At 63.5% G+C, this 15,220-nt stretch carries 14 protein-coding genes; 3 read left to right on the top strand and 11 right to left on the bottom strand.

Annotation, left to right across the window (positions count from 1 at the left end):
* Positions 1-38: 38 nt before the first annotated feature.
* Both IAG25_RS21585 and IAG25_RS21580 read left to right on the top strand, forming a co-directional pair.
* Positions 39-1,100, top strand: a complete 1,062-nt coding sequence (locus tag IAG25_RS21585; RefSeq protein WP_035503834.1) for an ABC transporter substrate-binding protein — start codon at positions 39-41, stop codon at positions 1,098-1,100.
* A gap of 20 nt (positions 1,101-1,120) precedes the next feature.
* The gene (locus IAG25_RS21580; protein WP_187606667.1) at positions 1,121-2,845 is read left to right on the top strand and encodes a GMC family oxidoreductase; all 1,725 of its coding nucleotides are present in this window, start codon (positions 1,121-1,123) and stop codon (positions 2,843-2,845) included.
* Here IAG25_RS21580 and IAG25_RS21575 read toward each other — a convergent pair.
* The 6 genes from IAG25_RS21575 to IAG25_RS21550 are packed head-to-tail and all read right to left on the bottom strand — an operon-like array spanning position 2,833 to position 9,143.
* The gene (locus IAG25_RS21575) at positions 2,833-4,260 is read right to left on the bottom strand and encodes an aldehyde dehydrogenase family protein (RefSeq protein ID WP_187606666.1); all 1,428 of its coding nucleotides are present in this window, start codon (positions 4,258-4,260) and stop codon (positions 2,833-2,835) included. The two genes, IAG25_RS21580 and IAG25_RS21575, sit on opposite strands and share 13 nt — an antisense overlap.
* A 20-nt stretch (positions 4,261-4,280) precedes the next feature.
* The gene (locus tag IAG25_RS21570; protein ID WP_187606665.1) at positions 4,281-5,078 is read right to left on the bottom strand and encodes an ABC transporter permease; all 798 of its coding nucleotides are present in this window, start codon (positions 5,076-5,078) and stop codon (positions 4,281-4,283) included.
* Entirely contained in the window at positions 5,075-5,986 is a 912-nt protein-coding gene (locus IAG25_RS21565) for an ABC transporter permease (RefSeq protein WP_238292147.1), read from the bottom strand. Before IAG25_RS21565 ends, IAG25_RS21570 begins: the two co-directional genes overlap by 4 nt.
* Positions 5,983-7,317, bottom strand: a complete 1,335-nt coding sequence (locus IAG25_RS21560; RefSeq protein WP_187606664.1) for an NAD(P)/FAD-dependent oxidoreductase — start codon at positions 7,315-7,317, stop codon at positions 5,983-5,985. The genes IAG25_RS21565 and IAG25_RS21560 overlap by 4 nt, the downstream gene beginning before the upstream one ends.
* 2 nt (positions 7,318-7,319) lie before the next feature.
* A complete protein-coding gene (locus IAG25_RS21555; RefSeq protein ID WP_187606663.1) occupies positions 7,320-8,033 on the bottom strand; it encodes an HAD-IA family hydrolase in 714 nt (237 codons plus the stop codon).
* Between the two features lie 33 nt (positions 8,034-8,066).
* Positions 8,067-9,143, bottom strand: a complete 1,077-nt coding sequence (locus IAG25_RS21550; RefSeq protein WP_035503914.1) for an ABC transporter ATP-binding protein — start codon at positions 9,141-9,143, stop codon at positions 8,067-8,069.
* Between the two features lie 101 nt (positions 9,144-9,244).
* Between IAG25_RS21550 and IAG25_RS21545 the strand changes: the two genes are divergently transcribed.
* Entirely contained in the window at positions 9,245-10,216 is a 972-nt protein-coding gene (locus tag IAG25_RS21545; RefSeq protein ID WP_187606662.1) for a LysR family transcriptional regulator, read from the top strand.
* Here IAG25_RS21545 and IAG25_RS21540 read toward each other — a convergent pair.
* From IAG25_RS21540 to IAG25_RS21520, 5 genes are read right to left on the bottom strand one after another with little or no spacing between them, the layout of a single operon-like run.
* Positions 10,130-10,546 carry a helix-turn-helix domain-containing protein gene (locus tag IAG25_RS21540; RefSeq protein ID WP_035503847.1) on the bottom strand — a complete coding sequence of 139 codons (417 nt, stop codon included), beginning with the start codon at positions 10,544-10,546 and terminating at the stop codon, positions 10,130-10,132. The two genes, IAG25_RS21545 and IAG25_RS21540, sit on opposite strands and share 87 nt — an antisense overlap.
* A complete protein-coding gene (locus tag IAG25_RS21535) occupies positions 10,543-11,712 on the bottom strand; it encodes an NAD(P)/FAD-dependent oxidoreductase (RefSeq protein WP_187606661.1) in 1,170 nt (389 codons plus the stop codon). Before IAG25_RS21535 ends, IAG25_RS21540 begins: the two co-directional genes overlap by 4 nt.
* Positions 11,709-13,097 (bottom strand): FAD/NAD(P)-dependent oxidoreductase, encoded by a 1,389-nt coding sequence (locus tag IAG25_RS21530; RefSeq protein WP_187606660.1) that lies wholly within the window; start codon positions 13,095-13,097, stop codon positions 11,709-11,711. Before IAG25_RS21530 ends, IAG25_RS21535 begins: the two co-directional genes overlap by 4 nt.
* Entirely contained in the window at positions 13,082-13,396 is a 315-nt protein-coding gene (locus IAG25_RS21525) for a (2Fe-2S)-binding protein (RefSeq protein ID WP_187606659.1), read from the bottom strand. The genes IAG25_RS21530 and IAG25_RS21525 overlap by 16 nt, the downstream gene beginning before the upstream one ends.
* On the bottom strand, positions 13,393-15,216 hold the full coding sequence (locus tag IAG25_RS21520) for an ABC transporter ATP-binding protein (RefSeq protein ID WP_187607103.1): 1,824 nt from the start codon (positions 15,214-15,216) through the stop codon (positions 13,393-13,395). Before IAG25_RS21520 ends, IAG25_RS21525 begins: the two co-directional genes overlap by 4 nt.
* Positions 15,217-15,220 lie beyond the last annotated feature (4 nt).

The raw sequence follows: 15,220 nt of genomic DNA, 5'->3' as shown, positions 1-15,220 counted from the left end.
AAGACATCCGCTTCAACCGTGTCGAGGAAAACGCCGTGATGAACATTGCAAGGTTCCGCTGTCCGCACTTCGCCGTTCGCCCGCTCGCCATGACTTTGCTGCTCTCCATCGCAAGCGCGGCGCCCGCGTTCGCGGCGGGCAAGATCACGTTCGTGTCGCAAGGCGGCGCGTATCAGGAAGCGCAGACCAAGGCGATTCTCGACCCCGCCGCGAAACAGCTCGGCATCACGATCAACCAGGACAGCATTCCCGACGCGTGGCCGCAGATCAAGGCGCAAGGCGCGACCGGCAAGCCGATCTGGGACGTCGTCGATACGCCGCCCTCCAACTGCCTGCGCGGTGGACGCGAAGGTCTGCTGGAAAAGCTCGATTTCTCGAAGATTCCCAACGCGGCGACGGTCCCCGAGAAATACCGCACGCCGTATTCGGTCGCGTACGAGTTCTATTCGACCGTCATCGGCTATAACAAGAAGACGCTCAAGAAGGTGCCGCAAAGCTGGAAGGACTTCTGGGACGTGAAGAACTTCCCCGGCACGCGCGCGCTGCGCAACGATCCGATGACCGTGCTCGAAGCCGCGCTGCTCGCCGATGGCGTGCCGCGCGACAAACTCTATCCGCTCGACGTGGACCGCGCGTTCAAGAAGCTCGAAGAGATCAAGCCGAACATCACCGTATGGTGGACTTCGGGCGGACAGTCCGCGCAATTGCTGCACGACGGCGAAGTCGATATGACGATGATCTGGAATGGCCGCGCCAGTGCCGTGATGAAGGATGATCCGGACGTCGCCTTCACGTTCAACGACGGCATTCTGCAGAACACGCAGCTTTGCATCCTCAAGAACGCGCCGAATCTGAACGATGCCGTGCGCTTCCTGAACGCGGCCCTGTCGCCGGAATTGCAGGCGAATCTGCCGCTGTATATCGACTACGGCCCGGGCAATCCGGCCGCATTCAAGACCGGCAAGATCACCGACAAACGCGCGGCCGAATTGCCGAGCGCGCCAGCGAATGCGGCGAAGCAGGCGCTGCTGTCGGAGGACTGGTGGGCATCGGAGCCGGGCATTCAGGCGAAGGCGCGCTGGCTCAAGTTCATGCAGTAGCGCGGCCTTAAGCGCCTCACGTGTTGGACTATCTGATTCTGGGCGGCGGCTCGGCTGGTTGCGTGCTGGCCGCGCGCCTTTCCGAAGATGCGCACGCGAACGTATGTCTCGTCGAAGCGGGCCGCGATATCTCCGCGCACACGATGCCCGATGCCATTCGCAGCCGTTATCCGGGCCGCGCGTATCTCGACACGCGCAATATCTGGCAGACATTGAAAGCGCGCATGAGCCGCAGCGCCACCACGCGACGCTACGAACAGGCGCGTCTTCTGGGCGGCGGCTCGGCCATCAACGCACTGATGGCCAATCGCGGCGCTCCCGCCGATTACGACGAATGGGAAGCGCTCGGTGCGTCGGGCTGGAACTGGCGAACTTGCCTGCCCTACTTTCGCGCGCTCGAAACGGATTGCGATTTCAGCGGCGCATTGCACGGCAGCGATGGCCCCGTGCGTATTCAGCGAACGCCGTGGCCGCGCATATCGCCGTTCGTGCGCGCGGTCCTTGGCGCGCTTGCCGAAAGCGGTCATGTGTTGCACGACGATCAGAACGGGCCGTGGCAAGACGGCACGTTCATCGGTTCGATCGCGGTCAGTGCGAAGGGCGAACGCATCCCGACTTCCGTCTGTTATCTCGACGACGCCGCGCGCGCACGCAGCAACCTGACGATACGCACAGGCGAAGTCGTCGAGCGTATTCTGTTCGACGGCAAGCATGCGACCGGCGCGCGCATCGTGCACGCGGACGGCACGCGTGAAGAACTGAAGGCGCATCGCGTGATCGTGTCGGCGGGTGCGATTCATAGTCCTGCATTGCTGATGCGAAGCGGCATCGGTCCCGCCGATGAGCTCGCCTCGCTCGGCATCGACGTGCTTGCGGATCGTCCTGGTGTCGGGCGCAATCTGATGGAGCATCCGTCGATTGCCGTGTCCGCGTATCTGCCGCGCGCCGCGCGCACGCCGTTTGCGGACGAACATCACGAGCAGGCGATCGTGCGCTTCTCTTCCGGCTTGCCGAATACCGTTCAAGGCGACATGCATGGCGCGATCCTGTCGCGCTCGGGCTGGCATTCGGTTGGATATCGACTCGGCACGATCTTCTTCTGGGTCAACAAGTCGTATTCGCGCGGGCGCGTGACGCTTGCATCGGCGAGTGCATTCGATGAACCCGATGTCGATTTCGCCATGCTCTCCGATTCGCGCGATCTCGAACGGCTCAAGCTTGCGTTGCGCTTCGGCGCTTCCGTTTTGTCATCGCCATCGATGAACGCGCATCGCGACGCGATCTTTCCGTCGAGTTATTCGCCGCGCGTGGCCGCGGTGGCTGTTCCGGGTACATGGAACGCGGTGCAGCGCGGCGCGTTGAGCGCGTTGCTCGATATCGCCGGACCATTGCGCGGCCCGTTGATCGAGCATGTCGTGACGCAGGGCGTGACCATCGACGAACTGCTCGAAGACGATCACGCGATGACGGCGTTCGTGAAGCGTTCGGTGGGTGGCACCTGGCATCCGTCGGGGACGTGCCGCATGGGAGCGTCGAACGATCCGTTGGCCGTAACCGATGCGCGCGGCGCGGTCTATGGCGTCGAAGGTCTGCACGTGTGCGATGCATCGCTGATGCCGTCGATTCCGTGCGCGAACACGAATGTGCCGACGATCATGATCGCGGAACGCGTGGCGGATGTGTTGCGTGGCACGGCGCATGACAAACGCGAACCGGCCACGCGCACGCTCAACTATTCGCCATAACCCACAATCCCCTTCACCTCAAGAAACGCCTCCAACCCCCACTCCCCATATTCACGCCCATTCCCCGACTGTTTGTAGCCACCGAACGGCGAGCCCGGATCCCACGCCGGATAATTGACATAGACGCTGCCCGCGCGCATTTTCATCGCCACACGCCGCGCGCGTTCCTGATCCTTCGACTGTACATAAGCCGCCAATCCATAAGGCGTGTCGTTGGCGATGGCGATCGCTTCTTCCTCATCGCGATACGGCATGATCGCGAGCACCGGACCGAAGATTTCCTCGCGCGCGATCGTCATCGACGGATTCACGTTCGCGAACACCGTCGGCTTCACGTAGTAACCGTGTACGAGTCCATCAGGACGTCCGGGGCCGCCCGTCACCAGCGAAGCACCTTCTTCGATACCAATATCGATCAGCCGCTGCACGCGCCCGAACTGGACCTCGCTGACCACGGGGCCCATCGTCGTCGCCGGATCGCCGGCCGGTCCCACGCGATGCCTGCCAGCCGCGCGCAAGGCAATCTCGACAGCCTCGTCATGGCGCGATGCGGGCACGAGCATGCGGGTCGGCGCATTGCACGATTGACCGCTGTTGCTGAAGCACGAGTTCACGCCCGCGGTCACGGCGGCTTCGAGATCGACATCGTCGAGAAGAATGTTCGCCGACTTGCCGCCCAGTTCCTGATGCACGCGCTTCACGGTCGGCGCGGCCAGTTTCGCGATTTCAATGCCCGCGCGCGTCGATCCGGTGAACGACACCATATCGACATCCGGATGCGCGCTCAGTGCCGCGCCGACGGTCGGTCCATCGCCATTCACGAGATTGAACACGCCTTTGGGCACGCCCGCCGCATCCATGATCTCGGCGAACAGCACGGCATTCATCGGCGATACTTCGCTCGGCTTCAGCACCACCGTGCATCCCGCCGCAAGCGCGGGCGCGACCTTGCACACGATCTGATTGATCGGCCAGTTCCACGGCGTGATGAGCGCGGCCACGCCCACCGGTTCGTGATTGACGAGCGTCGTGCCCTTCCTGCGCTGCCACGGGAAGTGCTCGACCGTGCGCAGCGTCTCCTCGATATGCCGCCTGCCGAGCGCGGCCTGCCATGCATGCGCGAGCTTCGTCGGCGCGCCGATCTCGCGCGAGATGACATCGGCCATCTCGTCGTAACGCGCGATATACGCTTCGAGCATGCGCTTGAGCAACGCAACGCGTTCTTCCACATGCGTCTGCGAGAACGATACGAACGCGCGCCGCGCCGCGGCCACCGCGCGATCGACATCGCGTGCATCGCCGAGCGCGACTTCGCCGATCACTTCTTCCGTCGATGGATCGATGACAGGCAAACGCGTGCTGCCGAAAGGCTCGACCCATTCGCCGTCGATATAAAACTGCTGTAGATGTCGCATGTTTTTCCGTAGTGAAAGAGTCAGGCCCGCGCGGCCGACGATGAACGCCTGCTCACGACGACGATCATCACGAGGCACAAGGTCAGCGCCGTCAGCATCGTGCTGATGGCGGCGATGGTCGGGTCGATTTCATCGCGCAACGTGACGAACATGCGGCGCGTGAGCGTCTGATTATTGCCGCCGGAAATGAACAGCGCAACGACGGTTTCATCGAGCGCCTGAATGAACACGAACACCGCGCCGGAAATCACGCTGGCCTTGATCTGCGGCAGCGTCACCGCCATGAATGCGCGAAAGCGGTTCATGCCGAGACTGCGCGCGACCATCTCCTGCGTGCGATCGAACGTGCGCAAATCCGCGCCGACGGAAATCAGCACATAAGGCAATCCGAGCATCGTATCCGCGATGATGAGTCCGCCGAGCGTGTTCACATAACCCATCTGCGTGAATACGAAGAACACGCCCACCGCGACGATGATGATCGGCACCATCAAAGGCAGCATCAGCAGCGGCCGCAGATAGCGCAAGGACCAGTGCGATCCGTACTGAATGCCATAAGCCGCCGCGACACCGACCGGCGTCGCGATGAGCGCCGCGCACGTCGAAGCCGCGAAGGTAGTCTTGGCGGCATCGATCCACGCGGGGTTATCGAAGAACGCGTGATACCAGCGCAACGAATAAGCCGGCGGCGGAAACGTCAGAAAGCGCGCATCGGAAAAAGAAAGCGGCACCACGATGATCACCGGAATCATCAGGAACGCGAGTATCAGCATCACCGTTGCGCCCAGCGTCACGCGTCCAAACGATATCGAGTTCATTTCGCCCCCAGCGTCTTTTCGAGCGGAATCACGCGGCTCACGCCGTAGAAGATCGCGAACACGCAGATGAGCAGCACCACGCTCACCGAACTCGCCGCACCCCAGCTGTTATAGATCTCGACGTTGCGGCTCACGATCATCGACACCATCATCGACTTGCCACCGCCCATCAGTTCCGGCGTGATGTAAAAGCCGAGGCACAGCACGAACACGAGCGTGACGCCCGCGAGCACGCCGCTCATCGACAGCGGCAGGAACACGCGCCAGAACACATGCAAGGGCGATCCGCCGAGACTCGCGCCCGCCTGCGAGAGATTCGGCGGAATCTTCTGCATCGCGGAATAAAGCGGCAGCACCATGAACGGCAGAAGGATATGCACCATCGCGATGATCGTGCCGAACTGGTTATACGAAAGCTGCAATGGCCGGTCGATGAGGCCCGCACCGAGCAGCGCCTTGTTGATGAGGCCCGTGCGTTGCAACAGCACGAGCCATGCATACGTGCGCACGAGCACGCTGGTCCAGAACGGCAGGATCACCATGCCGAGCACGAGCGCGCTCCATCGCGGCGATATCGATGCCGCGAAGTACGCGACCGGATAGCCGAGCAATAGCGTGATGGCCGTCACGATGAGACTGAGCTTGAACGTCAGCAAAAACGTGTCGAGATACGCGCCCGTGAAGACGCGCCTGTAGTTCACGAGCGAGAACACGCCATCGTGATAGAAGGACTGCCACGACAGCCATACGAGCGGCGCCACGAGCAGCACGACGATCACCAGCAGCGCGGGCGCCATCAACAGCAGCATCGTGCGATCTTCACGACGCTGATGGCGTACCGAAGGGTCGATGGTCGCGGCTTGCATCACGGCGGTGTCCTGGAGAATCCGTTTGGCTGTCGTCATCATGCACCCACGGCGTCGAGAAACTGATACCACGCGGCGACGAGCCTCACGCCCGGCGCGCGCAGCGCATGGAACGGCACGGGCCGCAAGCCGTCTTGCGCGAGCAGCGCGAGTTCCGGCCTGTCGCCGAGCGCCAGCGCCGCAGCGTGCTGGCCGATGAGGCTCGCCATCGCGACGCCCGTGCCGTTGTAGCCGAGACAGAACGTGGTGGCGTCGTCGCTGCGTCCCACGTGCGGCAGCGCATTGAACGTCATGCCGACATAACCCGACCAGCGATATTCCACGGCTACGTCCTTCAGTTGCGGAAAGAGCGCGACCATCGCGCGCTGCAACGCATCGAAGCCGGTCGGCTCACCTTCCTTGCCGAACGCATCGCGGCCGCCGAAGAGCATGCGGCCATCGACCTTGCGGAACCACTTCATCATGCGGCGCGTTTCGGTATAGCTGCGGCGATTCACCATGAGTTGCGAATCGAGTTCGGGCGATAGCGGCGCCGTCGCGATCATCGCGCTTCTGAACGGCACGAGCTCACGATGATACGAAGCGGTTGCATCGGTCAGATTCGAGTACGCGTTGGTCGCTACGATCACCTGCCTCGCGCGCACCGTTCCGCCGGGCGCCTTAAACAGCACGCGGCCGTCCTGCGTACGCGACATGTCGATGACAGGCGTCGCTTCGTAGATCGGCACGCCGCGCGCGGTCAGGGCCGCCGCGATGCCGCGCACGTATTCGAGCGGCAGGATCGTGCCCGCATCCGCGCTCAACACGCCGCCGACGAACTCCTTCGAGCCCGTTTCATGCGCCACTTGCGCGCGCGACAGCACGGTCATCGACGTATCGCCGAGCGTCGTGCGCACCCAGTCCGCTTCGGCGCGTATCGAGTCGAATGCGCGCTCCGTATGGGCGCATCGCAAGCTGCCGGTGTGTTCGAACTGCGCGCGAGTCAGCCTGAACTCGTCGATAAATGCCTCGACGGTGCGCACGCCTTCATGCGCGAGCCGATGCATGCGCTTCGCCACATCGACGCCATGCGCGCTCGCAATCGCCGGAAACGAGAGACGAAACTTCGACGACACCACGCCGCCATTGCGACCGCTCGCACCCCAGCCGACCGGATTCGCATCGAGCACCGCGCATTCGACGCCGCGCTTTTGCAGCGCATAGGCGGCGCTCAAGCCCGAATAGCCCGCGCCGATGATCGCCACGTCCACGCCGATGTCGCGTGCGAGCGGCGCACCCGTGCTGACCGGCGCGTCCATCGTGGGGACGCGCGCGGCCATCGCCCGCCAGAGCGAATCGGGTTGCGGGCGCGATGGTGTCGTCGGGGCGCGCATCGTCACGCGGCGGCGCGCACTTCGTCATCGACGGCATCCGCGAGCGCCGCGAGCGTCGCGAACTTCCACGTCGGCGTCGTGACGGCTTCGGGCACCGGCGTCGCGCCGAAGCCCTTCATCCCTTGACGCCGCTCGATCCAGCACGTCGCATAACCGAGCTTCGTCGCGATGCCGATATCGTGATACTGGCTCTGTGCCGTGTGCAGAATCTCCTCGAACTTGTAGCCGAACGCGGCCTGACGTCCGCGGTTATAAGCGAAGAATTGCGGATCGGGTTTCGCGACGCCGGTTTCATCGCAGCACACGGTATCGTCGAACGGATTGCCGAGCGTGTGCGAATACGCCGACAACGCGACGCGGTCCGCATTGGTCATCGCCACGAGTCGAAAGTGCTTGCGCAGCCGCTTCAACGCAGCGACGGAATCTTCGAATGCCGGCCATTCGAGCACGTCGCGCTGAAACGCAGCGGCGGATTGCGGATCGTCGGGCAGGCCGAGTTTCTTCGCGAGATGTAGATACACGTTCGCCATCTCATGACTCGATCGGCCCGGATGCTTCGCGCGCCCTTCCATGTACGGCTCGAAAATCTGATCGTCGGTCAGGTCCTTCGCCTTCGGGCCGCCCAGGCGGCGCACGGAGTCGAGCACGCCCTTTTCGAAGTTGATCAGCGTGCCGACGACATCGAACGTCAGGACCTTGAAATCGGTGAGATTCATTGCTTCATCCTCTACGGGTTGCGGTGAAAAGAATCAGGCCGACACGACGATCGTGTCTTGCGGATCGAGCGCGACGGTCATCGACGCACCCGGCGCGGGAATGCGTCTGCGCGCGTCGTGGCCGCCGGGTTGACGCAGGCTGATCGCGGTGCCGTCGGCGAGCGCGGCGAACACACGCAGGCTCTCGCCTTGATAAAGCACTTCGGTCACGCGACATGAAAGTCGATTCGCGTTCGCATGACGGTTCTCGCCATCGATGACGAGCTTTTCCGTTTGCACCGCAAGCAGCAGCTTGTCACCGCTCGGCAACGGATGCGCGGTACGCAGCACGGTATCGCCGAGACGCACGGCATCGTGGCCGGCGCGCGTGACATCGAGCATCGTCGCTTCGCCGATGAAGCTTGCGACGAAGGCATCGCACGGGCGATCGTAGAGACGCTCGGGCGTATCGATCTGCACGAGCCTGCCGTCCTTCAGCACGGCGACGCGATCGCTCATCGTGAGCGCCTCGCGCTGATCGTGCGTCACGTTGACGATGGTCGCGCCAAGCTGCCGATGCAGTCTGCGCAATTCGATCTGCATGGTCTCGCGCAATTGCTTGTCGAGCGCGGACAAAGGCTCGTCCATCAGAATCAGTTGCGGCTGAAACACGATCGCGCGCGCCAGTGCGACGCGTTGCTTCTGTCCGCCCGAAAGCTGATGAATGCCGCGGCTTTCATAACCCTTGAGCTCGACCATCGCGAGCGCTTCGGCGACGCGCTTCGCCCATGTCGATTTCGGCTCGCGACGCGCGCGCAACGAGAACGCGACGTTCTCGCCCACGCTCATATGCGGAAAGAGCGCGTAGTTCTGAAACACAATGCCGATATCGCGCTTGTGCGGCGGCGCGAATGTAATGTCTCGCTCGCCGACCCACACGCTGCCCGAAGTCGGCTGGACGAAGCCGCCGAGAATTCCGAGCAGCGTGGTCTTGCCCGAACCCGAAGGTCCGAGCAGCGAGACGAACTCGCCCGGTGCGATATCGAGCGATACGTCGTCGAGCGCGGTAACGCCGCTGTATCGCTTGGTCGCGGACCTGATCGACACTCCTGTTTTCGCGCGTGCATCCATGGCGTTCATCTCGTCGGAAAGGAGAGCGGTTGAGAAAATACTAAGTCGCGATGTTTTTGACGGCAATTCCAAAATTGTTGGATCGGGCATAACATGAAGTCATGCCAAACCTTCGCAGGAAACTGCCCAGCGCGAATGCGCTCTTCGTGTTCGAAGCGGCCGCGCGCTGCGGGAATTTCACGCGCGCCGCGCAAGAGCTTTATGTGAGCCAGCCCGCCGTCAGCCGCATGCTCGCGCGCATGGAAGACCATATCGGCGTGCGGCTTTTCGAACGCGTGCGCGGCGGTATCGAACTCACGGAAAGCGGGGAGATTCTCTATCGCAAGATCTCCGAAGGCTTCAGCGGCATCGAAAGCGCGATCCGCGAAATCGAGGCGCGCGCGACGGGCGTCGAAACGGTCACGCTGTCCGTGTCCACCGGTTTCACCACGCATTGGCTCATGCCGCGCATGAGCCGGCTGAATCAGGCGTTTCCTTCGATCGACATGCGGTTTCAATTGATATCGGGGCGCATCGGCGGGCCGCTCGTCGATGTCGATCTCGGCATGCGCTTTCTGCACGATGAAGAGATCGATGAGAACGCCGTGCTCGTGATGCCCGAAACGCTGCTGCCGCTGTGCAATCCGCGTTATCAAGAGCTCGCGCAGACCGAAGCGGCGCGCGCACATGGCGATACGGTCATCGTCATGGATGACGAGGAACGCGGCTGGCACGAGCGTTTTCATGCGTTCGCTTCAAAGGAGCGTCATGCGGCGGGCATGCTGCGCTTCAACGATTACGCGATCGTCGTGCAGGCGGCGCTGCTCGGGCAAGGCATCGCGCTCGGCTGGCTCAACGTGACATCGCACTGGCTCGCGCAAGGCGCGCTCGTGCCGGCCGAAGAGGAACTGCTCGTCACGAGCCGCCGCTGCTGTTTGCTCACACCGCCGAACCGGCCGATGCGGCCCATCGTCGCCAGCGTGCGCGAATGGATTATTCAGGAAGCGTTAAGCGACATGCGCACTGTCGAGAGCAAATACCCGCGATTGGGTTTGCGCGACGCGCTTCGTCAAACCGGCATCGAACTCGGCTGAGCGCGCCTTTTTTCGCGTGCGCTCGACGAATGCGCTCGGCGTCATGCCGCACAAGCGCTTGAAGTGCCGCGCGAGATGACTCTGATCGAAGAAGCCGACTTCCGTCGCGACGACCGAGCCCGGCACGCCCGCAAGCAGCAAGGTCTGCGCGCGTTGCACGCGCAACTCGCACAGGTACTTGTAGGGCGAAAGCCCGAATTGCTCGCGAAACACGGTCGCGAAGCGCGATACGCTCAGCGCCGACAGATCAGCGAGTTGCGCAAGACTCACGGTCTTGTCGAAATTGGCTTCGATATAAACGAGCGCGTCGATCAGATTGGCCTGGCTCATGGCGAAGTCTCGGAGGTGATCGATTCGGCGTGCGTCGACGAAGCGCGCTGAAATCGTCTGATGGAAAACGATGTGAGATCGATGGGCGTGCTGCCGCTATCGAGCACTTCGGCAAGCGTTTCGCCGACGCCCGGCCCGATCTGAAAGCCTGATCCGCTGAAGCCGAACGCATAGAAAAGGCCATCGGTTGTCGAGCTCGGGCCGATCACCGGCTCCGAATCCGGCAGATAGCTTTCCACGCCGCTCCACACGCGGATCACATGCAGCGCGCGCATCGCGGGCACCATGCGGCGAAACTGCGCCATCTGCGCGACGGTGTTCGCGGGCAGGACCGATGCGCGTCGCGTGCCTGCATCGGCGGGACCAGGAGGGCCGCCACCCAGCACGATATTGCCGCGCGGAATCTGCCGGAAATACACGCTCTCTTCCTTGATCGACGTGTACACGCCCATCGAAAACGGGAAGACGTAGGGCACGGGTTCGGTCACGGCCATCTGCGGACCGCGCGCGGTGAGCGGCACAGGCTCGCCGAATTGCGTCGATAGCGCACTGGCCCACGCCCCCGCGCAAATCAGCACTTGCTCCGCGCGATACACGTCGCCCGTTGCGGTTTCCACGCGAAAACCGCCCGCTTCCTTTTCGACGCGCACCACTTCCGTGTTCTCGACGATATGCGCACCGAGCCGCGCCGCCGCGCGACCGAACGCGGGCGCGGCGAGACGCGGGTTCGCGTGACCGTCGAGCGGCGAGATCGATGCGGCGAGCACATCGCGGCCGAGAAACGGAAAACGCCTGAACATGGCTGCGCCTTCCAGCACTTCGAGATCGAGACCACAGGCGCGCGCATCGGTGGCATAGCGATGAAAGTATTCCGCGTCATGCGCGTGATAGCACACACGCGTATGACCCGACGGCAGGAACTCGACGTCCTCGCCGAGCAACTCGCGCGAACGCCGCCAGGTTTCGAGCGCACGATTCGACATCGCAAGTTGTTCGAGCGCGCGGCCTTGTCGACGCACGCCGCCGAAGTTCACCCCGCTCGCCTGCTGTCCTGTCAGACCACGTTCGAGCAGAATCACCGAACGATTGCGTCGGCGTAAGAAGAAAGCAGTCGACGTACCGACGATGCCGCCGCCGATCACGATCACATCGGCGCGCCCGGTCATTCGCTCGTCTCCATGTCCTGATGCGGCGCAAGCGCCATCGGCAGCGGTTTGACGGGCGCCTGCCCGCGCAAACGGCCGACTGCTTCGAGCGGCACGCGTGCCTCCGCCGCGATGACTTCCGCGCCCGCATGCGCGCAGAAGCGGCCCTGGCATCGGCCCATGCCGACGCGCGAGAAAGCCTTTGCGCGATTCGCTTCCTTCGCACCCATGTCGTTCACGACGCGTCTGAGTTCGCCTGCGCTGATCGCTTCGCAGCGGCACACGATGGTCTCATCCGGCAACGTGGCGGCGAATCGCCCGGGCCACGGAAACGCCGCGCGCAAGCCAGCCGCGAAGCGCGTGAAGCTGCTCAGTTGCTTACGCAACGCGTTCGCCTCATCTTCATTGGAGATCATGCCGATGTCTTTCATCGCCGCGAGCGCTGCGAGCCGCCCCGCGCGTTCGGCCGCATCCGCGCCGCGCACGCGCGCGCCGTCGCCTGCGAGATAGACGCCTTTTACGTTGCTGCGGCCGTCTTCATCGGCGACAGGAAGCCACTGCTGCAACGCTTGATCGAAACGGAATTCACAGCCCGCGAGATCGGCGAGTTGCGTTTCGGAGCGCAAGTGATAGCCGAGCGCGACCGCATCGCATTCGACTTCGAGCATCGCGCCATCGGCGAGTTTGACGCGCACGCCTTGAACGCCATGCTCCGGTGTGCCTCGAATCTCGACCGGCGTGATGCCGCGATGAACGGGCACGCGCGCATCCTTGAGAACCTTCATCAACGCGATGCCCTTCTTCAGCGTCGATGGAATCGCGAGCAGTTGCGGCAATGCGCGCAGGCGTTGCGCGAACGTGGATGTATCGAGCACCGCGCTCACCGTCGCGCCCGCCTTCACGTATTGCGCGGCGACGAGATAGAGCAGCGGACCCGTGCCCATCATCACGACGCGCGAACCGATCGCGCAGCCCTGCGATTTCAACGCAACCTGCGCGCCGCCGAGGCTATACGTTCCCGCGTGATGCCAGCCGGGCACCGGCATCAGACGATCGGTCGCGCCGCTGCAAACGATGAGCGCATCGAACCCAAGCTCGCGATGACGCGTGCCGCTCACCATATGCACCGAATTCGGCGCGACGTTCCACACGAGCGTATCGGGCATATAGTCGATGTTCGGGCGCAATGCATCGAACGCCTCGTGCAATGCACGCGCGCGCTCTGCTTCGGTCCCGTACAAGGTGTCGTACGTGCGCGTGAATCCTTCCGGCTGACGACGATAAATCTGCCCGCCATCGCGCCTGCCTTCATCGATCACCACGGGACGCAAGCCCGCCTCGACCAGCGCCTCTGCTGCGCGCACGCCCGCCGGCCCCGCGCCGATCACGATCACAGTCGCGGCCATACGCCCTCCTCGGCTTGCGAAAGACGCGTGACGATCGACATGCCTTCGACCGCCGGCGTCGTGCACGCGCGCACGCGTTCGCCATCTTCAGTCCACACCCAGCAGTCCTGGCATGCGCCCATCACGCAGAAGCCCGCACGGCGGCCATCGCCGAATTCGGAATCGCGCAAGTCCTGCTGCGAGGTGAGCAGCGCGACCATCAGCGTGTCGCCGGCGGCTGCGAGCGCGCGCCGGCCATCGATGACGATCTCGAACGTTCTGCGCTCTTTCTCCGCGACTCTCACGAAGCGTCCGCTCATGCCGTCACCGTTTCCATCGACTGCATGCGCGCGAGATCGTCGGCGCTGTGATGGCACAGAATCTCCGCGCCCGATGGCAAGGTCTTTCGCGCAGGCGGCGTCACATTGCATTTGCCGTCTATACGCGCCGAGCAACGCGAACGGAAACTGCACAGCTCGCGCACATCGCTTTCCGGACCGAGCACGGGCAACGCACCGAGCGCCATCGCGCGGCGCGAATCGAGCCAGCCGGGACGCAGCGCGGGCACCGAATCGACGAGCAGGCCCGTATAAGGGTGGTAAGGCGGATGCGAAAGCGCATCGCGCTGGCCCGCTTCGACGCACTGGCCCGCGTAGAGCACGATGACTTCGTCGCAGATGGCGCGCACCGTCGAGATGTCGTGGCTGATGAACATGTACGACACGTTCAGCTCGCGGCGCAGTTCGGCAAGCAGATCGAGGATCGCCGCACCGACGACGGTATCGAGCGCCGACGTCACTTCATCGCAGAGAATGAGCTCGGGTTTCGCGGCGAGCGCACGCGCAAGATTCACGCGCTGCTTCTGTCCACCCGACAAGCCGCCTGGCTGACGCTTCGCGATCGACGCGGGCAGCTTCACCAGATCGAGCAGTTCGAGCATGCGCTTTTGCGCGGGTGCGCCGCGCAGGCCGTGATAGAAATTCATCGGCCGCGCGAGAATATCGGCGATGGTGCGGCTCGGGTTCAGCGCGGTATCGGCGTTCTGAAACACGATCTGCACGCGACGATATTGCTCCAGCGTGCGCTCCGACAACTTCGCGGGCAAAGGCTTGCCGTCGAGCAGCACCTCGCCATGCGCACGATCGACGAGGCCCGCGATCACGCGCGCGAGCGTCGTCTTGCCCGAGCCCGATTCGCCGATCACGCCGAGCGTGCAACCGCGCTCGATCTTCAGGCTCACATCGTCGAGCACGCGCACGGCGGGCACGCCGTTCGCATCGATGCGGCCATAGCCCGCGCTCAGGTTGCGTATTTCGAGCAGCGGGACGTCGCGCGCTTCGTCGGGCATCGTGAGTTCCGCTTCGGGGCGGCGCGTCGCGGCGAGCAGTTGACGCGTGTATTCGTCGACGGGCGCATCGAGCACTTGCGCGGTCGTGCCGTTCTCGCGCACGCGTCCGCCATTCAATACGACGATGCGGTCGGCCATCTGCGCAACGACCGCGAGATCGTGCGACACGTACACGGCCGTCGTGCCCAGTTCGCGCACCACGCCCTTGAATGCGGCGAGCACTTCGATCTGCGTGGTCACGTCGAGCGCGGTGGTCGGTTCGTCGAACACGACGACGGCGGGATCGGTGATCAGCGCCATCGCGGCCATGAGCCGCTGCAACTGACCGCCCGACACCTGATGCGGATAACGATCGCCGATGGTCTCTGGATTCGGCAATGCCAGCGACCGGAAAAGACCGACCGCTTTTTCACGCGCGGCTGCGGGCGTCATCAGCTTGTGCAGCAGCGCGGGCTCGATGACCTGATCCATGATCGTGCGCGCCGGATTGAAGCCCGCCGATGCGCTCTGCGCGACATACGCGACCGTGCGTGAACGCAATGCGCGACGGCCTCTGGCATCGAGCGACAGGACATCCGTATCGCCGATCTTCACCGAGCCGCCCGCGATCGCGCATCCGCCGCGCGCATAGCCGAGCAGCGCCAGAGCGATTGTCGTCTTGCCCGATCCCGACTCGCCGATCAGCGCGAGCACTTCGCCCTTCTTCACGGTGAAATCGACACCCTTCACGATCTCGACGACCGGATCGGGCGCGACGCCTGCAATCACGCGCAGGCCTTTTACTTCGATCATGTTC

The sequence above is a fragment of the Caballeronia sp. EK genome, from assembly GCF_014384845.1.
Taxonomy (GTDB): domain Bacteria; phylum Pseudomonadota; class Gammaproteobacteria; order Burkholderiales; family Burkholderiaceae; genus Caballeronia; species Caballeronia jiangsuensis.
This window is presented reverse-complemented; position numbering and strand designations above follow the sequence as displayed.

Coding starts and splice junctions, on each gene's coding strand:
- IAG25_RS21585 (WP_035503834.1), top strand. CDS start 39: ATGAACATTGCAAGGTTCCGCTGTCCGCACTTCGCCGTTCGCCCGCTC.
- IAG25_RS21575 (WP_187606666.1), bottom strand. CDS start 4,260: ATGCGACATCTACAGCAGTTTTATATCGACGGCGAATGGGTCGAGCCT.
- IAG25_RS21570 (WP_187606665.1), bottom strand. CDS start 5,078: ATGAACTCGATATCGTTTGGACGCGTGACGCTGGGCGCAACGGTGATG.
- IAG25_RS21565 (WP_238292147.1), bottom strand. CDS start 5,986: ATGATGACGACAGCCAAACGGATTCTCCAGGACACCGCCGTGATGCAA.
- IAG25_RS21560 (WP_187606664.1), bottom strand. CDS start 7,317: ATGCGCGCCCCGACGACACCATCGCGCCCGCAACCCGATTCGCTCTGG.
- IAG25_RS21555 (WP_187606663.1), bottom strand. CDS start 8,033: ATGAATCTCACCGATTTCAAGGTCCTGACGTTCGATGTCGTCGGCACG.
- IAG25_RS21550 (WP_035503914.1), bottom strand. CDS start 9,143: ATGGATGCACGCGCGAAAACAGGAGTGTCGATCAGGTCCGCGACCAAG.
- IAG25_RS21545 (WP_187606662.1), top strand. CDS start 9,245: ATGCCAAACCTTCGCAGGAAACTGCCCAGCGCGAATGCGCTCTTCGTG.
- IAG25_RS21540 (WP_035503847.1), bottom strand. CDS start 10,546: ATGAGCCAGGCCAATCTGATCGACGCGCTCGTTTATATCGAAGCCAAT.
- IAG25_RS21535 (WP_187606661.1), bottom strand. CDS start 11,712: ATGACCGGGCGCGCCGATGTGATCGTGATCGGCGGCGGCATCGTCGGT.
- IAG25_RS21530 (WP_187606660.1), bottom strand. CDS start 13,097: ATGGCCGCGACTGTGATCGTGATCGGCGCGGGGCCGGCGGGCGTGCGC.
- IAG25_RS21525 (WP_187606659.1), bottom strand. CDS start 13,396: ATGAGCGGACGCTTCGTGAGAGTCGCGGAGAAAGAGCGCAGAACGTTC.
- IAG25_RS21520 (WP_187607103.1), bottom strand. CDS start 15,216: ATGATCGAAGTAAAAGGCCTGCGCGTGATTGCAGGCGTCGCGCCCGAT.